Origin of the sequence: Vibrio sp. CAU 1672, assembly GCF_029223195.1 — a bacterium.
Taxonomy (GTDB): Bacteria; Pseudomonadota; Gammaproteobacteria; order Enterobacterales; family Vibrionaceae; genus Vibrio.
Genome location: NZ_JARHUF010000001.1, coordinates 48,084 through 71,913, shown reverse-complemented (window position 1 = coordinate 71,913; position 23,830 = coordinate 48,084). Strand labels below are relative to the sequence as shown.

Here is a 23,830-nt window from a genome sequence, read left to right as displayed (position 1 = left end):
AACATCAACGGGAAAATGCGTCGTACCTCTAGCTGTCTAGGAAGATATATGCAGGCGGATGTATTTTTCCGGGAACTGATAACGGTGCTTACTGCCCAGTTTGAGGCTTGATTTCACAACTTGGCATACTGCGGCATCCCCGGTTCCTGATACTCGCCGGATCACTGCCGTCTTGCCCCGATGCTCCATTTCTATCATTACATCACAGTAGCCTTGGTAATCATCAAAATGACGAGCGATCTTCTTTTCCAGTTTCGCTTTGAGTTTTTTAGCCAGGGGATTGGTTTGTGCATCATCAGCCATAACAACAAAAGAGCATGATAAAAACAACACAGCAAACGTGACAACGTAGCGGATAAACACTTGAATACTCCGGGTAGAATTGCTTTCTGGCCATAAAACTACCGAATCCCGGCTGGGTATACCAAAACGGGACGCTCATTTGCGTCCCGTTTAACATCGATTGGCAACCGTGTTGTCACTTAAGCTTGTTTTTTGTTCTTACTGGCTTGAAAACCTTGATGCGGAAACACATTGCGGATGCGCTGCTGAACCTTTTTCGGCACCTGCTTAGAAAATGCCAGACGCATCCCCGTTCTCTGGCTATAAACTTTGAATTCACCGTCAAAGGGATTGCGTTCGCCGATATCCTGCAGGTTGTGCTTAAACGATGGCGGCATATGCCCCCTGACCTTTGCAATTTGACCTTTTTCAAAAGCAACTTTCAGGACCGGCCTGTCAACCGCAATCAGCCAAAAGATCAAGACGGCGGCAATCAAAATTACATATAACATCACTTTGCTCCTTAACTGGATAACAGCTTGCTTAAGTCTTCTTTCAAAGTACTGACTTTCTGGCTGGCTTTCTCACTTCGTGATGCTTCAGATAACAAATACTCGATCGCGTCGGAAAGCGTACAGCCGAGTTCGTTTGCTCGGTTTGATAACTTTTCCCACACCCGGTAATCCAAATCGATGGACTTTTTCTTGGTATGGATTTGTTCTGCATTAAAATGGCGTTTACGTTTCGCACGGATGGCCTGTTTAAGCTTGTTGTCCAGCTCTTCGGACATGTGGCTCTCTATCCAGGCTAAAACCAACGTGGGTTCATGTTCGATTTTGCGCAATTCTGCGACAGCCGCATCGGCCTCACTTGTATCGATATAACGGGTTATTGCTTCACCATCTTTCCATTTTTTGATCAGATAGCTCCACTTCCAACCACATTCTAAGTTCTCCAGCTGTTGGTATTTCATCCTGTTCAATCCTATAAGCACGCCTAGTGACAGCGTAACCCAACTCACTTTGATGAGCAATCAAAACTCACTAAAGTATCGATAGGGATCACTCATTTGTCTACGGAATAAATAACAAAACTGGCGTCAGATTAGCTTGATAAAAAACGCACTAGGGTGTGACCGTTAGATTCGCTATAATGCCCGCATAATTTAACCAACTAGCAATTTAATGAACCAAGTAAACTGGCAACAAGTCACTCCTCAATTTGACCCATATGAAGAGATTCTGAACAATCTGACTGCTCTACCATGCAAGTCCTTTCTCGATCTGCAACCAAGATTGGTGTCGACGCTGCAACGTTTCTCAACAATTCGTGGCCTGACCCGTAGTTTGTTAGTCAACTGCAGTGATAATGCTGTCTATCGCAATCTTATACGTGACGCGGTAACGGAAATTTCAGCCCGCCCCGTGGTTCTGACTGAGTCATTGAATGCCAGCGAACTATTCGATCGATTCTCGGTTAGTAAAGACGGTGAAGTGACAATTGAAAAAGGCTTACTTGCCAAAGCTCACGACGGCTATCTAATGGTGACGGCGAACCTGATCCTGGCTAACCCCGCACGCTGGCCAAGCCTGAAAGCAGCCATACAGGGAGAACCTATTGAGGTGCTACCTCTGACGCCACACCGGATCGCCTCTCCGGCCGTACAGCCAAGTTGCTACGAGGTTAAACTGATTATTACCGGTGATCGTGATCAGCTTGCAGAGCTCGAGTACTTAGATAATGACTTGTCTAGTGGATTGAGCATGTTTAGCGAAGTTGAGCAGGATGTCCACCTGTCTCAGCAAAGCTTGGAGAACTATATTGGTTATGTAAAATGGGTATGTCAGCAATATGCGTTCCCCGCTTTGGACCGGTTAGCGATTGAGCGTCTTCTTGTCGCTGGCATGCGCTATACTGAAGATCAGCATTATCTTCCTTTGGATATACTATGGCTCAACCAGTTACTTGGATTGGCATCACAATACTGTGATTCTGACAGCATGACATTTGAGGCATTGGACAAAGCGATTGATGACAAGTACTACCGAGAGTCTTACTTACCACAGCGAGCTGTTGATGATATTCTGGACGGTCAGGTAATCATTGAGACAACCGGTAAGCAAATCGGGCAAATCAATGGCCTGACCGTGATTGATATGACAGGACACCCTGTCTCTTACGGCGAACCAGCCCGTATCTCTTGTGTGATCCACTTTGGCGATGGTGATGTGTCTGATGTCGAACGCAAAGCTGAATTAGGTGGTAATCTGCACGCTAAAGGAATGATGATCATGCAGGCGTTTCTGAGTTCTGCGCTGAAGCTTGATGAACCGTTGCCGTACTCAGCATCGATTGTTTTCGAGCAATCATACAGTGAGGTCGATGGGGACAGCGCTTCGCTGGCTGAATTGTGTTGTCTGGTCAGTGCCCTGTCCGAGTATCCGATCGACCAGCAAATAGCAGTAACCGGTGCAGTTGACCAATTTGGACGAGTTCAAGCGGTTGGCGGACTAAATGAAAAAATTGAAGGTTTTTACCAAGTATGTAAACACCAGGGCTTTACCGGTCAACAAGGAGTGATCTTACCGAAGACTAACCTTAAACATCTTGCGTTACATAAAGATGTGGTACGGAGTATCAAGCAAGGTGAGTTCCATATTTGGTCAGTATCTACCGTTGACGAAGCCATTCCTATCATACTCAACCAACCTTTCCGAGGTGAAGGTGAAAGTGTGATTGGAAAAATCGCAGAACGTATTGAAAACTTTGAACGACATGAGCATTCACCAGGAATTGTGGAGCGCATCAAAAACTGGTTTGTCTAGTACTGATCGGAGTTGTTAAGCGTACACGTGTTCACTAAGATGCATCTGTCAAAAATTGGAGTTATTGATAATGCAAAATAAACGTGATTCTTATAACCGTGATGATCTACTTGCTTCTAGCCAAGGTGAGCTTTTTGGTCCGGGTTATCCGCAACTTCCAGCGCCAAACATGTTAATGATGGATCGCATTACTAAAATGTCTGAAACAGAGGGCGATTTTGGTAAAGGCTTAATTTTGGCTGAGCTGGACATTACTCCAGATCTTTGGTTTTTTGACTGCCACTTCCCTGGTGACCCTGTAATGCCGGGCTGTCTTGGCCTTGATGCGATGTGGCAATTAGTTGGTTTCTTCCTGGGTTGGGTTGGCGGCAAAGGTAAAGGTCGTGCACTTGGCGTAGGTGAAGTGAAATTTACTGGTCAGATCCTGCCTACCGCGAAAAAAGTGACTTATGAAATTCATATGAAACGTGTGGTAAACCGTAAACTGGTCATGGGCCTTGCAGACGGCCGCGTTTGTGTGGATGGCAAAGAGATCTACGTGGCAAAAGACCTGAAAGTGGGCTTGTTCCAGGATACTTCAAGCTTCTAAGCTTAATACGTACTACAGATTGATATTATTAAGGCTCCTGAAGGGGCCTTTTTTATACGCCATAATAAAGAAAGGCTCTAAACTGAGCCTTCCCAAATCCTTTAATTGTATGTGAAAAGTTTATTTGTAGAGACCGTTTTGTATGTCATCTCTGGCATCACGCCAACCACCTAACCAATATGAACGAGCATCAACTTGCTGATAAGGACAGGCCTCTTGAGACCGGCCATTCATACCAGCTTTGTAGCCTTGAGATTGTGCTCTTTCTAGGCGATCACGCTTTTGTCTCTTCATAGTTAATTCCTCATACAGTTCCGTTTACATATGCATTACTGCTATTGTTACGACTTGATGGAGTTTTTATGACTCCATCTCTAAGAATCGATCAAACTGAACATTTTCTCAAGACATAAAAAAAGCACAGGTCCAAATCTGTGAACCTGTGCCTAGTTCGAAAAATCGTCTATTTTCTGCGGAAACTAAACAACCCTAGCAATGTCAAAGTTAACCAGCCGAACCCGGCCCCCTGACGTTCTGCAGCTTCTTGCTCGACGTTACGCTGCTGGATGTCACTTTGGTCAGCGCCAGCAATCGGGACAAGTTTCACTGCGACCACTTTCTCGGCATTTGCATCTCCGCCTTTACACAAAGAGTTGTGCGCCGTGGTATCATACCCACCGTCACACATGGTCGCGGTAGCTGAAATTACCCCCGCCTCATTGATGTCGGTTGCATCAATAATCCGGAACTGGTTATTCGTTGCAGAGTAATCGCCGCCGTTTGTCAGGTCATCAAGATACCAGGCACGATCCTTGAACAATGCAGTTCGCTCTTCTAGTGTGCCGGTGGCTTGATAAGGATAAATAAAGCCGCGTTTACGACGGGCCTTACCATCTACTTCGCGTGAATCTTCGGCATCTAACTGGCCAACAATTTCATTATAATTGTTGATCCCGCCAATTTTGCCGCCGGCACTAGCAAAGAAAATTCCGCCGCTGAAATAGTTGGCAGATGGGCTATTGAGGTCGTTAACAGCAAACAGACGATTAGCAGCTGCGCCCCCATTAGGCTTACCGCCATAGCGTTTTGCTTCGCCCACAGCAATACCATTGCTGTTAACTGATTGAACTACAGAGTTGGTATAAATGTATTCGTTGGAGGAATTCTCAGACGTTGCACCAGAAACCCGTAACGACTTCCAGGTTACGTCATCCAAGTTGCCGGTTTCACTAAATGTGCCTTTAAAAACCGTTGCTTCAAGGTAGTTGTCACTGCTGTCATAGGTATTAAAACCGACACCATAAATCGATGTGGTGGAACCTTCCTCTAGCAAGATGAAATCACGCAAACTGCCTTGGGCTAACCTATCATTTTTGACGGAGGTGTTCGATGGCCAATCAATTAAAGAAACATTGCCAGCCCGATCCCAAATCGCTGCTTTAGAGTAGTAACTTTTGCCATAGTAATCGTTGCTCTGAGCGTACGACACGCTGCCAGAGATGTACTTCTCATCTGCCGCCCAGGCTCGGGATTGGTAATAATCCGTATTGGTATCATTGTCATTTTTCTTAACGTAATTCGGATGGGCCGGCGCCCACACTGTATTGCGTGTCGACAATTTATCACTTACTGAACCATTGCTGTCTGGGTTTAGGACGCTTTGGTTACCGACTATCTCTTCAAACTCTACAGTAACTCCATTCTCTGTAATCTCTTTACGCGATATAAGTGCGTTAATCACGTTATTGTACTGGTTTGTAACCTCGGCTCCTTCTACGAATGCCAGCGCATTAGAGTCTTCGTTAAGTGTATAGCGCTCCTGATTCCAGGCTTGCCAAACGCGAGAGGCCCAGCTTTCACAAGTAGAATAACGCAACTCTAGCTTGCAGTAGGTCTCAATATCATCAAAATCTTCGATGTAACGGAATCGAGCATCCATCGCAAACGGAACTTCTTCGCGAAAACTTACGCCATCTACCGCCGTGGCTGAAAGCAGCGCGGTGGTACGAGTTTCACCCGCGAGTTTAAAGGTTGTTTCATCGCAGGCTGCACCATTAGCAAAACAGCCTAACTTATACGGTGTGTTAGTATCTTCGTAAACGTTGCCTGTCTCTATCGCCACGCCAAAAGCGCTTTTGTATTCACTAGTGATGCCTTCTGGTTGTACTTCTACTACACGGTACAACGCAGCGTTTGCATTCATCGCGGTGCCCACCATCAATGCGATTGTGGTGAACTTGAATTTATTACTACAATTCATTGAAATCCTAACTGTCCTGTTGCATTGCTTCGAGTTCTTCCCATCTCTCGAAAGCGATTTCTAACTCCTGCTCTAATGCAGAGAGTTGTTCCAATACGGGTTGAGTCTCATCGACCGGCAGAGTAAAGAATTCCGGCTGGTTTACCTGTTCCTGCAACGCTTCGATATCAGACTCAAGCTGCTCCAATTTTGCCGGAAGTGCTTCTAGTTCTCTTTGCAGCTTATACGATAACTTCTTCGAGTTGTTCTTAACTGGCGTGGTTTTGGGAGTTTCCTCAACCGGTTTGTGTTTCACTGTCGCTTTTTCAGCCGCTTTACGAGTGGCCAACGCCTGCTCTCGCTGCTGTTTTGCGTCATGATAACCACCAACGAACTCTTCGATGACCCCGTTCCCTTCAAATATCCAGCTGGTAGTGACGGTGTTATCAACAAACTCACGATCGTGACTTACCAGAAGTAATGTGCCCTGATAATTGGCAAGCATTTCTTCCAAAAGTTCCAATGTTTCAATATCTAGATCGTTAGTTGGTTCATCAAGAATCAATAAGTTATTTTGCTTCAGTAAGATACGAGCCAATAACAAACGGTTCTTTTCACCACCGGACAATGCTTTTACCGGCGTACGCGCACGTTTGGGAGCAAACAGAAAATCCTGCAGATAACTGAGCGCGTGACGCTGACGACCACCTACCATGACTTCTTGTTTGCCGTCGGCTAAATTGTCGATTACCGTTTTTTCCGGATCCAGAATTTCACGGTACTGATCAAAGTACGCCACCTCAAGTTTGGTACCACAGTGCAGACGTCCGGACTGGGCCTGTAACTGCCCTAACAACAGCTTCAATACGGTACTTTTTCCGCAGCCATTCGGGCCAATCAATGCGATGCGATCGCCGCGCATGATATTAAAGCTAAAGTTATCAACGATCTTCTTGCCATCATAAGCAAACGAAACGTTCTCTGCTTCAAAGACAATTTTACCGGAGCGAGAGGCATCATCAATGTTCAGGTTCACTTTACCCTGCACTTCCCGTCGGCTTCTGCGCTCTTCACGCAGTTTTTTCAACGCCCGAACCCGCCCTTCATTACGCGTACGGCGAGCTTTAATACCTTGGCGAATCCAGACTTCTTCCTGCGCAAGTTTTTTATCGAACTCAGCGTTTTGCATCTCTTCGACGCGAAGCATCTCTTCTTTATCGGTTAAGTACTGATCATAATTACCCGGGAAAGAAGCCAACTGGCCGCGATCCAGGTCAACAATACGTGTTGCCATCGATTTAATGAAAGCACGATCGTGAGAGATGAAAATGATCGAACCTTTGAAATCTTTTAAAAAGTTCTCTAACCATTCAATGGTCGTGACATCAAGGTGGTTGGTTGGTTCATCAAGCAACAATACGTCCGGATCACAAACCAATGCACGTGCGAGCGCCGCTTTACGCTGCCAACCGCCGGATAAGTCCGTCAGCTTAGTTTCCGGGCTAAGTTTGAGAGCACCCAGTACATTTTTAACCCGGTCATCAAATCGCCAGGCATTCAAATGGTCAAGTTGTTCCTGCACCTGCGAAAGGCGTTTAATGTGTTTTTCGCTTGGGTCCTTAGCGACAAGATCGAGAAGATCATGGTAGATCTTTAGTTTTTCACCAATCTCGGCTAAACCGCCAGAGACATATTGGTACACAGTACCCTCTTGATTGCGTGGTGGGTCTTGTTCTAAACGAGAGATCACCACATCCTGCATGACCTGGATTTTGCCATCGTCTAACTGGATGTCCCCAGCCAGCACCTTCATCAAAGTCGATTTGCCGGCTCCGTTGCGGCCAACCAAACAAACCCGCTCGTTTTCCTGAAGGGCAAATTCGGCATGATCGAGCAGAGGATGGTCGCCAAATGCAAGTTGTGCGTTATGAACGGTAAGTAATGCCATTGTTTTCCAACCAATGTGTTAATTGTTCTGAGTCAAACGGCCAGTTCAACTCAGCATCTTTGTATCTTAATACGGGTATGGTGACGCCGTAACGGGAAAATAACACATCGTCAAAAGCAATATCAATGATGGTTACCTGTTCGGCGACACCGACCTGCTTAATAAGGTCATATGCCATCTCACAGAGATGGCACCCTTCTGTGCTATAAAGTGTCAGCACGTGTCGATATCCTTATACGTAAACTGAAAATCCTACTCTTCTACGTGTGTGACAAGCCAACAATTATGGATATGCTTATTACGTGAAAAATCCAGAGGAAGCGTTTGTGATGAAATGTTCTTCGCCTGCAGGCCAATTTCTGCCAGAGCTGCTTCATCCATTTTAAAATGACGTTTATTGTTGGAGAAAACGATTGTACCACCACTACGCAGAAGACGTTTTAAGTTCTTCATTAACTTAACGTGATCGCGCTGGACGTCAAAAGATGTTTCCATGCGTTTTGAATTGGAAAATGTCGGCGGATCGATAAAGATCAGATCATATTCACCTTTGGCGTTATCCAGCCACTGCAAACAATCCGCTTGCTCATAACGGTGTTGTCGTCCGACGCAACCGTTAAGCTGCATGTTATCTTTGGCCCAATTCAAGTAAGTATTCGACATATCGACAGTGGTAGTTGAACGTGCGCCACCCACTGCGGCATGGACGGTCGCACTGCCGGTATAGGCAAATAAGTTTAAGAAGTCCTTACCTTTTGCCATCTCACCCAAGCGTCGACGAGTGATTTTATGATCAAGGAATAACCCGGTGTCCAGATAATCATGCAGGTTTACGATCAGCTTAACACCGTACTCATTTACTTCCAGCGTCTGAGACACTTGCCCAAGCTTTTGGTATTGGTTGCGTCCCTTCTGCTTCTCACGAACTTTCAGTACAACCTTGTTCGCTTCCACACCGGTAACCTGAATGGTGGCGCGAATAATATCGGTCAGACGACGCTTTGCTTTCTCTTCAGGGATATTTTTAGGTGCTGCGTATTCTTGAATCACGATTTGATCGCCATATACGTCGATTGCTACGTTGTATTCAGGAAGATCTGCGTCATAGATGCGGTAGCAGTCTAGTTTTTCTTTACGAGCCCACTTGCCGATCTTACCGATGTTTTTCTTCAACCGGTTAGAAAAATCCGGAGCGATCTGAATGTTGCTATCAGCGCCCTGCACTTCATCAGCGCTGCGTTCAGCAATGCTGTAGTTTTTCTGGTGACACTGTAACGCGCCGTTATTCAGTTTGAATTGCTTATCAGCACGCATGCGAAGACAGCTTAGTAGCTCGTCTGAACTGGAGAAAATAGATGCTTTACAGCCGCCAAACTCAGCTTTTAACTGACCGCCAAACGCAGTGTAGAGTGCAATCAGGCCAGGCTCAGTACCGAGTCGCTCACCATAAGGAGGGTTCGAAACGATAACGCCCGCCTCAAAGCCTGCAGGGCGAGTGATCGTTGCCGCATCGCCTTGGGCAAATTCAATCAGCTCTTCAACGCCAGCTCTGCGAGCGTTGTCTTGCGCCACTTTGAGAACTTTCGGGTCGTTATCGAAGCCGAAAAACTTAGCGTCAACTTTTTTGACGCCGCGGCGAGCCTGTACATTGGCTTCTGATTTAATCTCGGCCCACGTCTCTGGTTCGAAGTCTTCCAGAGCTTCAAAACCCCACTGTTTGCGCTTCACACCTGGCGCCATGTTCGCAGCCATCATTGCCGCTTCAATCAACAACGTGCCTGAGCCACACATCGGATCCAGAAGTGGCTGATGGCCATCCCATCCACAACGCATCACGATTGCAGCAGCAAGCGTTTCACGCAGAGGTGCACGACCAGATTCAGGGCGGTAGCCACGCTGATGAAGACCGCTGCCCACCATATCCACACCAAGAATGGCTTTGTCTTTATGTAGACGAACGTGAACACGGATATCTGGGCGCTCTTTACTGATGTTTGGACGAGGAAGCCCCTTCTTCTCGAAGCAATCCACGATGCCGTCTTTGACTTTCATTGCACCATATTGGCTGTTGCGGATTTCACGGTTAGTACCGTTGAAGTCAACAACAAACCGTTTTGAGCTATGGAACTGGTTTACCCAGTTAATCGCCGACGTTGACAGGTAAAGGTCCATGTCGTCGTTACAGGTAAACTCCGATAAAACACGTACAAATCGTGATGCCAGGCGGCTCCACAAACAGCAACGATAAACTTGTTCATTTGTCGCTTTAAATTTTACACCGGCTTGGACCGGTTTTGCGTTTTCAATGCCTAAATTGGTCAGTTCCTCAACAAGCAGGTTTTCCATGCCGTTTGAGGTCACCGCGAGATATTGATTCATAGTGTTCTTTCGTTGATAAAAAATGGCTTTGATTATACCTGAGTTTACGATCAATGCCTCGTTTTAAAAGGCATTTTCCAGTTATTAGCACAAAGCCTCACCAGTTTATCTGACCGAAACTTTCCTAAATCCTTACATCTCCCCCTGAATTGTCAAAATCCAAATTGGCCCAAAAACCTGGTCATAACGGCAAAGTGAATACTTATTTACATCAACATTGGTCTATACCAGTATCATTATGGTGATGTAATTTTAGTACAAAAAAGGCCCTATAGGGGAAAGAATGGCGAGAATATGCGCGCCCAATTGCCTAATAACGGAAAAGGAAGGGAGAAAAATTAATGTAAATTAAGTGATGTAACTCAAAAGTTTGCATGGTGCTTTCATGACGAAGGGAGATTTGATGAAATATGAAGCAAAAAAAAATCGACCTACAGGCCGATTAATGCAAACAAAGGAACGAAATTTAGAAAAATTGAAACTGGATTAACCCACCATTGCCATTGGTGAGACAACGAAAAGATGGTTCGCGCAAGCCATTCTGTCATGCATTACTTTGATGGGCTCACCAAACCCAAGAGACTTGCTATTGTTCAATGAGAACTCCTCCGGGCCAACATAGGCACACAAGCTTGATGTCTCCCCTGCTTCCAGCACGATAAACAACCCTTCTGAGTGCTGATTGGTTAACGACACCATATCACCCTCTTCTGGCTGGTGGTCTTTACCCTGGGCATCGAAGAACCAACTCTTGGGCTGTACGGGTTTATGAAAGCGTTTAGCTGCCACACAATAGAGAGTTAGTTCGGCTTGTCGGTATTCATTGATATCCAGACAACGAATGCGTTCGTTGTAAGTTTGAAATGCACTCGCGTCATCGACGGTAAACTCGTTTTTTGAGAAGGCGCAATTAACAAGAAGCTTACGGCTCAGATTGGTTTGGAATATCATATCCTCCCCTAGATCCAGCATTAAACAAGCTTTTTGCTCATCATAATACCAACTCCATTTGTCACTGGGTTTAAGCATCATTCCGTTCTCTCGTTTGGTCGTTAATCACTGGAAAAGGTAAAACGCTTAATTACCTACTCATGATTATTCAAATTTTACAAACGAATGGACAAAAAAAAAGAGGAAAGCGATTCCTCTTTTTCTTGTAATGAACGTTGTTTTTTCTGAAGTTTAGTAGCGTAAGTTATAGATTTTTAACAATATCGCGTACTAAACCTGGACCATGGTAAATGAAACCAGTGTAAACCTGTACCAGTTGAGCGCCCGCCATCAACTTCTCTTTCGCCGCCACGTAAGAGTCAATCCCTCCTACGCCAATAATTGGAATTTGACCATCCAGTTCCTGATGTAATTTACGTACCACTTCTGTTGCACGCGACTGGATAGGACGACCACTCAACCCCCCTGCCTCATTCGCATGTTTCATGCCCTCGACAATGGTACGGTCTAGCGTGGTGTTGGTGGCAATGACCCCATCAATCTTATTCTTTAGCAGTGACTGACAAATCTGGTGAATTTCATCGTCATTTAGATCAGGAGCGATTTTCAGTGCAAGTGGAACATATTTACTGTATTTCTCTGCCAGTTCTGCTTGTTTGGCCTTTAATTCAACAAGCAACTCATCAAGCGCTTCGCCATATTGCAGCGTACGCAATCCCGGAGTGTTTGGAGATGAAATATTTACGGCGATATAGCCTGCATAGTCATATACCTTTTCCATACAGATAAGGTAATCCTCTGCTCCTTTCTCTATCGGTGTGTCTTTGTTTTTACCGATATTGATCCCCAAAACGCAATTAAACTTGGCTTTCTTGACGTTTTCAACCAGGTTGTCAACACCCAAGTTATTGAAGCCCATGCGATTGATAATACCTTCCGCTTCTACAAGACGGAACAACCGCGGCTTATCATTACCTGGTTGAGGACGAGGTGTCACCGTACCCACTTCAACACAACCAAATCCCATCGCATCAAACGCTTCGATACACTCGCCGTTCTTATCCAAACCAGCAGCCAACCCTACCGGGTTAGGGAAAGTAATTCCCATACATTCTACTGGGCGTTGCGGAAGGTGTTGACGATAAAAAAGGTCAAAAGGCGTGCCGGTGAAGCGTTTAAAGTTTTGAATTGCAAGATCATGTGCCTTTTCGGCATCCAATTTGAAAAAGCCAGTTCTGGCTAGACGGTAAAGCATTGTGCCTCCGAAAGATAAAGTCCCCGTGTAAACGGGACAATATTATTTACTGTTTTTGCTGCTAATTCAAATAAAATGAGCAAATTAAGGCAAAAACAATGATAAAAAAATTAATACCCTTTAAAATCAATACATTAAGATGATAAAAACTTTAAATAATACAACAAACCACAATTAAGCAATCGTTCAGCTCGGTTTTTCAAAACAGAAATACGTTACAGCGTAACTAAAAACGTGCGAAATTTGTATATTTTGAGCCAGTGACACAAAAAAAGCCCCATAGAGGGGCTTTTACTAAGTTTAACTGGCATTATTCACTTGAAGAGCAGTTCAAGTTGAGCAGAACCAACTCTCTGAGCGCAACTGAGAACTTAGCAAACTCATGTACTGTTCCCACTTTGAACTCATTTAAGATACTTTCCCAGCGATGAAGTGAGACTTCATTGGTGGCAATCCAGTCATCAAGAGCTTGCATCACATCCAGATCTTCAGGAGAACAGCCGCAACTGAGCACTTGAGCCGTTAGCTGACGCTGTTGCCAGTCTAAGTCTTCACGGAAAGCCGCCCGCGCAAGTGCCTGCCAGTTATTGTCCACAGCCTGGCTATTGATTTGTTTCAGGAACCAATGCAGTGACAGGCGATCACCGAGGTTAAAGTATAGTTTCGCCGCCTGTTCAACAGTTTTACCTGTCTCGCTAGCAACGGCAGAAATATCCAACGCTGACTGCAAGCTAGAAAGTCGCGAAACACGATGCGCCAGTTTGGCCTCTACCCCACGCTCAATCCATGTTTGAGCCAGTTCATTGTGCTCTTCTACTTCTGATTCAACCAGCATGTCATCCAGCGTTTCGGAAATCACCTGAACATCAGCTTTGTGCAGGGCAATTAAGTCAGCAACTTTACTCTTACCACTGCGATTACGTAATAACCAGCGTGACAAACGGCGCAGCACTCGGCGAACATGAAAAATGATCTCATACTGAGCATCCGCACTAGCCACGTTATCGAGTGCTCGGGTCTGGTTCAAAACATCCCCTAGTTCAAATATTTCTCGTGCTGCACTATAGCTATTGGCAATGTCGACTACGTTTGCCCCGGTCTCTTCTTGTAAACGAGTGACAAAGTTGCAACCCATTTCGTTAACCATCTGGTTAGCCAGAGCCGTAGCGATAATTTCTGCACGCAGCGGGTGATTATCCATCTGCTGACGATAGTTACGGCGTAACTCAGTTGGGAAATAGTTCGCTAACTGTTGAGCATGGAAGGCATCACCGGCGATCTCGTCACACACCAACTGTTCTTTCAATACCATCTTGCCGTAAGCAACCAAAACAGACAGCTCGGGACGAGTTAAACCTGCCCCCTGTTTCTCTCGTTCAATCAATGTTTCATCATCTGGAATGTATTCAAGCGCTCGGTCAAGATAACCGGCTTTCTCCATAGTGTGAATGAAGCGTATTTGCTCTTTAACGACACTGACTCCCTGCTGTTCAGTCACTGAAATAGATTCTGACTGACAGTATGCATCATCAAGAACAATCTCTCCGACTTCGTCTTCCATCGATTCTAAAATCTGGTTACGCTGCTTGACGGTTAAATCACCGTTAGAAACCAAACCATTCAAGAAGATCTTAATATTGACTTCGTTATCTGAACAGTCAACGCCACCGACGTTATCGACAAAATCAGTATTAACGCGGCCACCATGTAATGCATACTCAATTCGGCCTAGCTGAGTCATCCCCAGGTTACCGCCTTCACCGACGACTTTAGCCCTGAGCTCACAACCGTCAATGCGTAAAACATCGTTGGCCCGATCCCCAACGGCAGTATGCGTTTCACTGGATGATTTAACGTAGGTACCGATACCACCATTCCATAACAGATCAACTTCCATCATCAGAAGCATTTTAATCAGTTCATTCGGCGGTAATGAAGCTCGTTTGGTGCCCAGCATCTTCTGGATCTCTGGAGATAACGGGATCGATTTTGATCGACGCGAGAAGATACCGCCCCCTTGCGAGATCAATTCACGGTTGTAATCCTCCCAACTTGATCTTGGCAGATTAAACAAACGATGACGCTCTTCCCAACTGGTTGCGGAGTCCGGGTTGGGATCAATGAAGATATGCATGTGGTTAAACGCGGCTTGCAGGCGAATATGCTTCGACAGCAGCATCCCGTTACCAAAGACGTCTCCGGCCATATCGCCGATACCAATCGCAGTAAAGTCTGTGGTCTGGCAGTCGATACCCATCTCGCGGAAGTGGCGTTTGACCGACTCCCAGCCCCCTTTCGCCGTGATGCCCATTGCCTTATGGTCGTAACCATTAGAACCGCCTGAGGCAAATGCATCGCCCAGCCAGAAGTTGTACTCATCAGATACTGAGTTGGCTAAATCAGAGAAAGTCGCGGTGCCTTTATCGGCCGCCACCACCAAATAGGGATCATCCTCATCGTGACGAACTACACTCTTAGGTGGAATCACTTCACCCTCAATGATGTTATCTGCAACGTCTAGCAAAGCACGGATGAAACGTTTATAACAGCGCTGCCCTTCAGTGAAGATTTCATCTCGGGTATTGAGTGATGGCTGACGTTTACATACAAAGCCGCCTTTCGCCCCTACCGGAACGATAACGGTATTTTTCACTTGTTGGGCTTTTACCAAGCCTAAAATTTCGGTACGGAAATCTTCCTGGCGATCCGACCAACGTAAACCACCACGCGCTACTTTACCGCCTCGCAGGTGGACACCTTCGATATCTGGTGCGTAGACAAAAATCTCAAATGCAGGTACCGGTTGCGGGATATCAGGGATCTCGCTTGGTTTCATTTTCAGAGAGAGCCAGGGTTTTGGCTGCTTGTCCTGATCCAATTGATAGTAGTTCGTTCGCAAAGTCGCCATGATCATTTCCATATAGCGACGAATAATACGATCATCATCCAGGCTTTCTACGTGATCAAGCTGCTCAGTAATATTGGTGATGAGATCATTTTGTCCTTTGACGCTGCCTTTATGTTTCGGATCAAAACGCTTGGCAAACAATCGGACCAGCTCCTGAGCAATATTAGGGTGATGGTTGAGCGTGTCTTCGATATATTGTTGGCTGAACGGGAACCCGACCTGGCGCATATAACGTGCATATGCTCGTAAGATAGAAATTTCCCGACCGGTCAGTGAAGCTCCTAGTAGCAGACGGTTAAAGCCATCACTTTCTAAATCGCCGGCCCAAATCGCCGCAAAGGCTTGTTGGAACCGATCCCTTGCTTCACGAAGATCAACAGTTTGATCGCTTTTGTGCAGCATGGAAAAGTCGAGGATCCAAAAAGTTTGGCCATTGGTCTTGTGGATCTCATAGGGTGATTCACCGATCACACGCAAGCCCAAATTTTCCAGCATGGGCATGACATCAGACAAGTGAATTGGCTCTTCACGGTGATACAACTTCAGCCGTACTGCTTTTGAATCTGCCGAGGCTTCTTGCGGACGATAGAACAACATACCTAATTTATGTTCATCACTCAGGCTTTCAAGTCGTTCGATGTCTGCAACGGCAGACGCTGGCATCATGTCTTCTTTGTAATAGCGCGGGAAGGCGTGCATGTATTCCTTCGACAAAGGCAAACCTTTACTTTCGCCAAAATTGGCAATAATCGACTCTTTTAGCCGATCATCCCACGAAGTCGATACTTCCATTAAATTTTGTTCGATTTTTTTCACGTCTACATCAATATTGTTGTTGTCTACACGGACGATGTAATGTGTCCTTGCCAGCGGGCTTTCTGAGAAGTAAGTGGTGAACTCAACTTCTTGTCCACAGTTAAAGTACTTTTTCAGGATCCGCTGTGTTTGACGACGTAATTCGGTGTTGTAACGGTCTTTGGTGACATACACCATACAGCTAAAGAAGCGCCCAAACGGGTCTTTGCGTACAAACAGGCGCAGCAAATCCCGGTCTTGCATTTGAACCACCCCCATTCCTACTTCAAGCAGCTCTGTTTCTTGTGCTTGAAGCAGTTCATCACGCGGGTAATTTTCTAGAATGTTGTGCAGTGCTTTGTAGGAGTATGAGCCATAACGATATGCGCTTGCCTCGAGAATACGCTCGACTTTCTCTCTCACCAGAGGAATATTGTAAACTGCCTGATTATACACCGCTGAGGTATAAAGCCCGGTAAAGCGGTGCTCACCAATGACTTTACCGTTTTGATCGAATTTCTTGATACCGATGTAATCCGTGTAGGCAGGACGGTGTATTCGACATGGCCGGTTGCCTTTGGTAATGATCAATGCATATGGTTTTTTCGCTTCCAGGCGCGCGGAGTCAGAAAGCTCAGAAAGCTTAACCGGACGAACACGTTCTTCATCGGCAAACAGACCCAGCCCATTCTCGTCAACCGGGCGAAGTTCGGTATCGCCATCCAGCTCTGCTAACTGGTACTCTTTGTATCCCATGAAGGTGAAGTTGTGATCACCTAACCAACGCAGAAATGCGATGCTCTCATCAAGACGATCCGTGTTCATTGACACACGATCTTTATTTTTTTCTAGTTCATCGGTAACGATCTGGAGTTTATTGACCATTTTCTTCCAGTCGTTTACCACTAAACGGGTGTCGGTCAGAATGTCGATCAGCTCTTCTTTCAGTGCGCCCATTTCACTTTTGCTGCTCAGGCGGTCGACCTCAATATGGAACAGTGACTGAAGTACTCCACCCTCACCGTTGACATCAATCACTTCCCCTTTACTACCACGTTCAAGTTGGGTCGGATTGTTGAGCATCAGGTGGGAAGTCAGATCTAAACGGCTGAGTGCCATCTTAATTGAATCAACTAAAAACGGGCTATCAGGGACAACAATTTCGGCGATGGTATGGGTGGACTGCCAGCCGTGCCGGCTGACTGCGGGATTAAACACCCGAACAGAAATCTCTTCAGGGCTCTTTTCGTTAATATGATGCCAAAGGCTGACAACGGCACCATACAGATCTGATTCGTTACGTTGAACCAAATCTTCGTCAGCGATGTTACCAAATAGGTGTTGAGCAAGTTTGGTTACAAGCGGTTGGTGAGAAAGCTCGAGTTTGTCTTGAATCAGTTTGTACACTTTTTCAAGCAGAACCGGCACTACATTTTCACGCGCGGTCATATTCACACTCCACGTTAGAATTGTTGTTTTGTAGGGATACTCGGTTTTTAGTCGCAATTCCTAAAAACTAAGCATAGGTAATGCATATCGTCATTGTAAAAGGATAATTACAAATGTTTAACAAAAATTCGTACGGTTTAGAGGTGAAATGTCTGAGAATGTGACTAAGGTTCCTGTTTAACTATCTAGCAAACTCAAGCATCACAGAGCTTCTAACTTAAGAAACTTGTTATTTTGGTCGGTTGTTAGCCTAAAACGGCCACGAATACCCAATTGGCTAATAAATGGCCGGAATTTTGTCGCCGGTAACTGTAAGCGCATGCCATTATCGGTTACTACCTGGACTGCACTTGCAGCACCTGAATAGTGGGCGAGAAATATTTGATAACTAACGTTAAGTGAAAAGCAGTACTGTTTCATCGTTCGAGAACAACTTCAGTGTGAGAATAACAAAAAATGGGTGGTCATGTGACCACCCATAGTTTGCAGTAACCGGCTCCTACTCGTCCAGTGCTTTAGTCACTTTTTCGAATAAGTCTTTAGCAAGATTGTCCATTGCTTTGAGCTTCTCCAGTTCAGTACGGATCCGTGCTTGTCGCTCTTCATCGTACTTGCGGAATTTTAACAGCGGATCGATGAGTCTGGACGCAACCTGCGGGTTCGTATCATTCAACTGCTTGAGAATTTCGCCGGCAAACTGGTAACCCGCTCCAGATTTACAGTGAAAGCGCACTGGGTTGGCATTCAAAAACGAACCAATCAAGCTGCGGGTGCGGTTTGGGTTCTTCAGGCTAAATGCCTCATGGTTCATTGTCTCTTTTACAATCTCAAGCGCATTTTCTGCCGGGTTGCTGCCTTGCAGAGCAAACCACTTGTCCATTACCAAGCCATCATGTTTCCATTTATGGCTGTAATCGGCCATTAAAGCTTCGCGGCATGGCAATTGGGCGCTATTGGCAGCTGACATTGCCGCAATGGTGTCGGTCATGTTATGCGCCGTTTCATATTGAGCTTTAACCAATGCATTGCCCTCTTCAGCGTACGCCAGATAGTGCAGGCACTTGTTACGCAACGCGCGCTTGCCGATAGCGGAATGCTCAATGTTATACTCAGCTTGTTTCAGGCTGTGGTAAGTCGCGCTAAATTCATCTTCTAACGCCGATGAAAGTGACACTGTAATACTATTCAGGACCGTATCAACCGCATCAACATCCACCTGTTTATACCAGCCGGCTACTTCATTGAGTGTAGGTAAAGTCAGTACCTGAGCAATGAAAGCAGGTTCCAGGTTTTCATCCAGCAGTACCCCACGAAACGCATCGATGACATCATCATTCAGTTCGGTATCTTGCCCTGCCTGAACTTTCTCGACATTCGTACGAATGTATTTCGCCAGCAACATCTGACCTGCATCCCAACGGGCAAAGTCATTGCGCGCATGCTTCATCAGGAAAATAAGCTCGTCATCACTGTAGTCATATTCAAGTTTTACGGGCGCTGAGAACTCGCGAAGTAACGAAGGTACCGGCGCTTGCGAAACATTTTCGAATACAAATGTCTGCTTATCTTGTTTGATATCCAGTACGTTGTGAACCGATTCGCCATTAATCACCAGTGGAACCACTTCACCGTCTGCCGCATACAATTCAATGTCGAGTGGGATGTGCAATGGTTGTTTCTCAGCCTGATCATGAGTTGCTTCAGTAAACTGCTCCACTGTCAGTGCATAGGTTTGCGCTTGCGGATTATATTCACTGTTTACTCGCAACGTCGGCGTGCCTGACTGGCTATACCAAAGGCGGAACTGACGAAGATCCACGCCATTGGCGTCTTCCATCGCAGAAACAAAATCTTCGCAGGTTGCTGCTGTGCCATCGTGGCGTTCAAGGTAAAGTTTCATCCCTTTCTGGAAACCTTCCTCACCCAACAGCGTGTGATACATCCGAATGACTTCACTGCCCTTCTCATACACTGTCAAAGTATAAAAGTTATTCATTTCGATAACTTTATCCGGGCGGATCGGGTGCGACATCGGGCTGGCATCTTCGGCAAACTGAGGGCCGCGAATGATTCGGACATTATCGATACGATTAACCGCGCGTGACCCCAGATCAGATGAAAACTCTTGATCTCGGAACACCGTCAGGCCTTCTTTCAGGCTGAGCTGGAACCAATCTCGGCAGGTAACACGGTTGCCAGTCCAGTTGTGGAAATATTCGTGGCCAATAACCGCCTCAATACCAAGGTAGTCGTTATCTGTGGCTGTACTCTCGTTTGCCAGAACAAACTTAGAGTTAAAGATATTAAGGCCTTTATTTTCCATCGCGCCCATGTTGAAGAAGTCGACGGCGACAATCATGTAGATATCAAGATCGTATTCAAGCCCGAAGCGCTGCTCATCCCATTTCATCGAGTTGATCAGTGATGTCATGGCGTGCCCGGCACGATCTAAGTTGCCTTTGTCTACAAAAATTTCAAGCTCAACTTCACGACCTGATTTGGTAATGTACTGATCACGCAACACATCAAAATCACCAGCAACCAACGCAAACAAGTACGCTGGTTTTGGATGAGGGTCTTGCCATTGAACCCAGTGGCGGCCATTGTCTAAATCACCTTGAGCAATACGGTTACCGTTACTCAGCAGATAAGGATAATTTGCTTTATCTGCAATCACTTTCGTGGTGTATTTCGCCAGGACATCGGGCCTGTCTAGGTAGTAAGTGATGCGACGAAAGCCCTCGGCTTCACACTGGGTACAGAACGCACCACCAGACTTATACAAACCTTCCAGGGCGGTGTTCGCTTCGGGATCAATTTTAGTGATAATTTCCAGGCTGAATTCTGTTGGCAGGTTGGTCAGTACCAGCGATGCCTCTTTCTCTTCGTGATGAGTCCACTCCTTACCGTTCACTTTGACTGACCGAAGTTCCAGCCCTTCTCCGTCCAGTACCAGCGTTTTGCCCTCACCTTGTTGGGTGACTTTAGACAGTGCAGTAACAATGGTGTCATTGTCGTGCAGGTCAAATGTTAAGTCGATATCGGTAATGTTATGAGACGGCGCTTGATAATCTTTACGGTACTTCGCCAGAGGAGTTTGAGACATGTTCATATCCTTGTACATTGAACCACTAAATACCAACGGAAGACGCAAACGCCTGCCATAGGTATCACTATATAAGCTATTAGTATGGGCAGTGGTATCATAATACAAGTCTATTTAACAAAAAACGGAGCTTTTAGTGCGCCAGCTCCGCTTTTTGCTTAACATTCATACAACATCAGAACTTTTCTTTCAGCCCTAACCTGGTTAAAAGCCAGATTAGTGAGCTTGTTAAGGCGTCACCCTGTTCAACACCGCAAGCATATCACCATTGCTATCGGCGATGGTCAGCTGATTTTGATCCAACTTGTAAGTGGTGCCGTGTTCACCGTTTTCATATAACAAAATCAGGTGTTCACCTTCTGTGTAAAATACCCCTTGCTTGACAGATTCTAAGCCCTCTGCGTTTGACACGCGGAACATAAAAACAAAGTCTGGCTGTAAAATGAGATCCATGTGGTTTATGTCATTGTCAGCTAAACCTTCACCCGAAACATGCGTACTGGACCAGATTCCGGCTAAGGCATTAGGCAATCCCTTAGTGAAAGTGACACCGTTAAGATCTAAGGTATTGTGGTTGTTGCGATAAGCGTAAATCTGCGGCTCGTCAGTATTTAAACCAAGAACAATGGTATCTTCATTGGCATTATAAAGCCCTTCCCAATGGTCTATTGAGTAGTCTTTTTTCTGGATATCGATAGAGAAGCCATAGTTTGAATCAAGGGTGAGTTTTATCGCACGGAAGCTTTCAGCAGAACCATCCGGATTTGGATTGACCAAATACCAGTCACCGATCAAAAACGGTGTGTCAAAGTGGCTCAGTTCATCTTCTTTATTAATTTCAGCGCCGGAGACACTGAAGCAGCAAACGCTAAGCATTAAAAAAAACCATTTCATAACGGCATCCTTATCGTTTTCTTTTAGCTTAGGAAGAAGATAGCCATTTAGCGAAGTATTTTGACCTGAATCACATTTTTATTTATAAAAATAAAGCAAACAAAATAATAGTGTTAAGCAAAAACGCGTGATATTCACACACAAAAAAAAGAGCGGATCATAATGACCCGCTCTTAAATACATGAATGTTGAAAGTTACAACTGCTTTTCAGCCTTTAGCATATCGACCATAATCGCGACCGATTCATCTAAATAGACATCAGGTGCTTCATAATCTTTAGGCACATCTTTCAAGGCGTTGAACGCTTCTTTTCCATGAGCTGCTTGTCGCTGGTTGATGCGCTGCAATCTCAGCGCGTCGGCTTCTTCTGACTGCTTCTTGCGAGTTTTTTCGTTAAGAGACAAGTAGTTATCATCCTTTTCTAAACGATACTTTTCAATGTCTTCTTTGATAAAACGAAACTCCATATCCTCAGCAATACGTTTGTCGTGCAACTCGGTTAACTTAGCAATAAGATCGCTTTGTTCGGAAAACGCTTGATACGGCGCTTTGTCAATGCTATCCCAAGGCAATGCATTGTCTTCCACACTTTCCCCGGTTTCACTTGGATCAACAGGTGTCGGGTAAGCGATATCTGGTGCGACACCTCGGTTCTGGGTACTCCCGCCATCAATACGGTAGAACTTTTGAATCGTGTACTGCACATAACCTAATTCTTTCTCGAACAGATCATAAATCAGATTTAGTGAGCGATGCTGCTGAACCGTCCCTTTACCGAATGAGTTTTCACCCAAAATAATGGCACGATTGTAATCTTGCATTGCGGCAGCAAAAATCTCAGATGCAGAAGCACTATAGCGGTTGATCAGAACGGTTAACGGGCCATCGTAACTGATTTTACCATCAGTATCAGCGTTCACTTTAATTCGGCCATAACTGTCACGCACCTGCACCACCGGGCCTTGCTTAATAAACAAGCCGGTTAACGCTGTCGCTTCAGTAAGAGCGCCACCACCATTGTTACGAAGGTCAACGATGATGCCATCGATGCCTTTGCTAGTCAGGTCAGTGATGAGTTTATCGGTATCTTTCGATAAACCGACATAAAAGCTTGGTACCTCAAGGACACCTATCTTCTTACCATCCTTTTCGATGATCTCTGACTTCACTGCGCGGTCTTCGAGGCGCACTTTATCGCGAACAATTGTGACAACGTAACTCTTTGCTTCGTTACCTTCTGGCAAGATCTCAAGGTTCACTTTCGACCCTTTCGGGCCTTTGATCAGTTGTACAACGTCATCGAGTCGCCAACCAATGACGTCGACAATATCTTCACCATCCTGACCGACACCGATAATACGGTCACCTTCTCCCAACTGTTTGCTTTTCGACGCAGGGCCACCAGCAACCAGAGAACGGATCACTGTATAGTCATCGGTCATCTGCAATACCGCTCCGATACCTTCAAGAGAAAGGTTCATCTCAGACTGGAACTGTTCTGCATTGCGAGGAGACAGGTAACTGGTATGCGGATCAACTTCACGGGCAAAAGCATTCATGTATAGCTGGAATGCGTCTTCGTTACGACTTTGAGTAATACGTTTTATCGCATTATTGTAGCGCTTTTCGAGGACCTCTTTGATTTCCGGCCATTCTTTACCGGCTAACGTCAAGTTAAGCGCGTCATATTTCACTCGCTTACGCCACAGTTCATCCAACTCAGCTTTATTTTGAGGCCAGAATGCTTCTGAGCGATCCAGTTCAATGCTCTCATCTGCGTCAAACTTAATTTCGTTATCAAGTAATGTCAGGGCATAAGAAAAGCGCTCAAAGCGTTTTTGCATTGACAGGTTATAAACGTCAAAAGCAATCTGGTTGTTACCGGCTTTAAGCTGATCATCAAGTTGAATCGACCAATCTTCAAAAGCATTAATATCGGCCTGAGTAAAAATATTTTTACTATAATCAAGCAGTTCGATATAACGCGCAAAGATTGCCTGGGAGAATTCATCATTCAGATTGAAATGATTGTAATGAGAACGCGTTAATCGTGCAGTAACACGTTTACTGGCGGCTTCATGCTGAACTTCAGGAGCAAGAACAGGCAAATCATCTTTACTGAGTTTGGCTTCAAGAGCCTGAGCTGATGCTGCCAGCAAAAAGCCAGCAGCAATCAGGGTCACTTTTGAACGGCATTTCATGCGTAGGA

17 protein-coding genes are annotated in these 23,830 nt (G+C 45.5%); 2 read left to right on the top strand and 15 right to left on the bottom strand.

From position 1 onward, the window contains the following. Positions 1-36: 36 nt before the first annotated feature. The 3 genes from P2G85_RS00295 to matP all read right to left on the bottom strand — a co-directional run bounded on the left by P2G85_RS00295 (position 37) and on the right by matP (position 1,255). Positions 37-357 (bottom strand): hypothetical protein, encoded by a 321-nt coding sequence (locus P2G85_RS00295; protein WP_275862482.1) that lies wholly within the window; start codon positions 355-357, stop codon positions 37-39. A 125-nt stretch (positions 358-482) separates the two neighbouring features. Further along, positions 483-794, bottom strand: a complete 312-nt coding sequence (locus P2G85_RS00290; protein ID WP_275862111.1) for a DUF3634 family protein — start codon at positions 792-794, stop codon at positions 483-485. 11 nt (positions 795-805) lie between these two features. Then, complete coding sequence (matP, locus tag P2G85_RS00285; protein WP_275862110.1) at positions 806-1,255, bottom strand: macrodomain Ter protein MatP; 450 nt, start codon at positions 1,253-1,255, stop codon at positions 806-808. A gap of 211 nt (positions 1,256-1,466) precedes the next feature. Between matP and P2G85_RS00280 the strand changes: the two genes are divergently transcribed. Together P2G85_RS00280 and fabA are read left to right on the top strand one after the other, a co-directional pair. Then, the gene (locus tag P2G85_RS00280) at positions 1,467-3,107 is read left to right on the top strand and encodes a Lon protease family protein (RefSeq protein WP_275862109.1); all 1,641 of its coding nucleotides are present in this window, start codon (positions 1,467-1,469) and stop codon (positions 3,105-3,107) included. 70 nt (positions 3,108-3,177) lie between these two features. Next, the gene (fabA, locus tag P2G85_RS00275) at positions 3,178-3,696 is read left to right on the top strand and encodes a bifunctional 3-hydroxydecanoyl-ACP dehydratase/trans-2-decenoyl-ACP isomerase (RefSeq protein WP_010448008.1); all 519 of its coding nucleotides are present in this window, start codon (positions 3,178-3,180) and stop codon (positions 3,694-3,696) included. A gap of 120 nt (positions 3,697-3,816) precedes the next feature. Here fabA and rmf read toward each other — a convergent pair whose 3' ends face one another. The 12 genes from rmf to prc all read right to left on the bottom strand — a co-directional run bounded on the left by rmf (position 3,817) and on the right by prc (position 23,822). Next, the gene (gene rmf, locus P2G85_RS00270) at positions 3,817-3,990 is read right to left on the bottom strand and encodes a ribosome modulation factor (protein WP_275862108.1); all 174 of its coding nucleotides are present in this window, start codon (positions 3,988-3,990) and stop codon (positions 3,817-3,819) included. A 169-nt stretch (positions 3,991-4,159) separates the two neighbouring features. Further along, positions 4,160-5,956, bottom strand: a complete 1,797-nt coding sequence (locus P2G85_RS00265) for a DUF3466 family protein (protein ID WP_275862107.1) — start codon at positions 5,954-5,956, stop codon at positions 4,160-4,162. Positions 5,957-5,963: 7 nt separating this feature from the next. After that, entirely contained in the window at positions 5,964-7,883 is a 1,920-nt protein-coding gene (locus P2G85_RS00260; RefSeq protein WP_275862106.1) for an ABC transporter ATP-binding protein, read from the bottom strand. Then, a complete protein-coding gene (locus tag P2G85_RS00255; RefSeq protein WP_275862105.1) occupies positions 7,861-8,103 on the bottom strand; it encodes a glutaredoxin family protein in 243 nt (80 codons plus the stop codon). Before P2G85_RS00255 ends, P2G85_RS00260 begins: the two co-directional genes overlap by 23 nt. A gap of 32 nt (positions 8,104-8,135) precedes the next feature. Beyond that, on the bottom strand, positions 8,136-10,262 hold the full coding sequence (gene rlmKL / locus P2G85_RS00250) for a bifunctional 23S rRNA (guanine(2069)-N(7))-methyltransferase RlmK/23S rRNA (guanine(2445)-N(2))-methyltransferase RlmL (protein ID WP_275862104.1): 2,127 nt from the start codon (positions 10,260-10,262) through the stop codon (positions 8,136-8,138). A gap of 486 nt (positions 10,263-10,748) precedes the next feature. After that, entirely contained in the window at positions 10,749-11,291 is a 543-nt protein-coding gene (locus P2G85_RS00245) for a cell division protein ZapC (protein ID WP_275862481.1), read from the bottom strand. A 166-nt stretch (positions 11,292-11,457) separates the two neighbouring features. Further along, on the bottom strand, positions 11,458-12,468 hold the full coding sequence (gene pyrD / locus P2G85_RS00240; protein ID WP_275862103.1) for a quinone-dependent dihydroorotate dehydrogenase: 1,011 nt from the start codon (positions 12,466-12,468) through the stop codon (positions 11,458-11,460). A gap of 310 nt (positions 12,469-12,778) precedes the next feature. Continuing rightward, positions 12,779-17,620, bottom strand: a complete 4,842-nt coding sequence (locus tag P2G85_RS00235) for an NAD-glutamate dehydrogenase (protein WP_275862102.1) — start codon at positions 17,618-17,620, stop codon at positions 12,779-12,781. 201 nt (positions 17,621-17,821) lie between these two features. Beyond that, the gene (locus P2G85_RS00230) at positions 17,822-18,040 is read right to left on the bottom strand and encodes a DUF2835 domain-containing protein (protein WP_275862101.1); all 219 of its coding nucleotides are present in this window, start codon (positions 18,038-18,040) and stop codon (positions 17,822-17,824) included. Positions 18,041-18,119: 79 nt separating this feature from the next. Then, a complete protein-coding gene (gene pepN / locus P2G85_RS00225) occupies positions 18,120-20,726 on the bottom strand; it encodes an aminopeptidase N (protein ID WP_275862100.1) in 2,607 nt (868 codons plus the stop codon). A 228-nt stretch (positions 20,727-20,954) separates the two neighbouring features. Next, positions 20,955-21,602 (bottom strand): hypothetical protein, encoded by a 648-nt coding sequence (locus P2G85_RS00220; protein WP_275862480.1) that lies wholly within the window; start codon positions 21,600-21,602, stop codon positions 20,955-20,957. A gap of 213 nt (positions 21,603-21,815) precedes the next feature. After that, positions 21,816-23,822 carry a carboxy terminal-processing peptidase gene (prc, locus tag P2G85_RS00215; protein WP_275862099.1) on the bottom strand — a complete coding sequence of 669 codons (2,007 nt, stop codon included), beginning with the start codon at positions 23,820-23,822 and terminating at the stop codon, positions 21,816-21,818. Positions 23,823-23,830 lie beyond the last annotated feature (8 nt).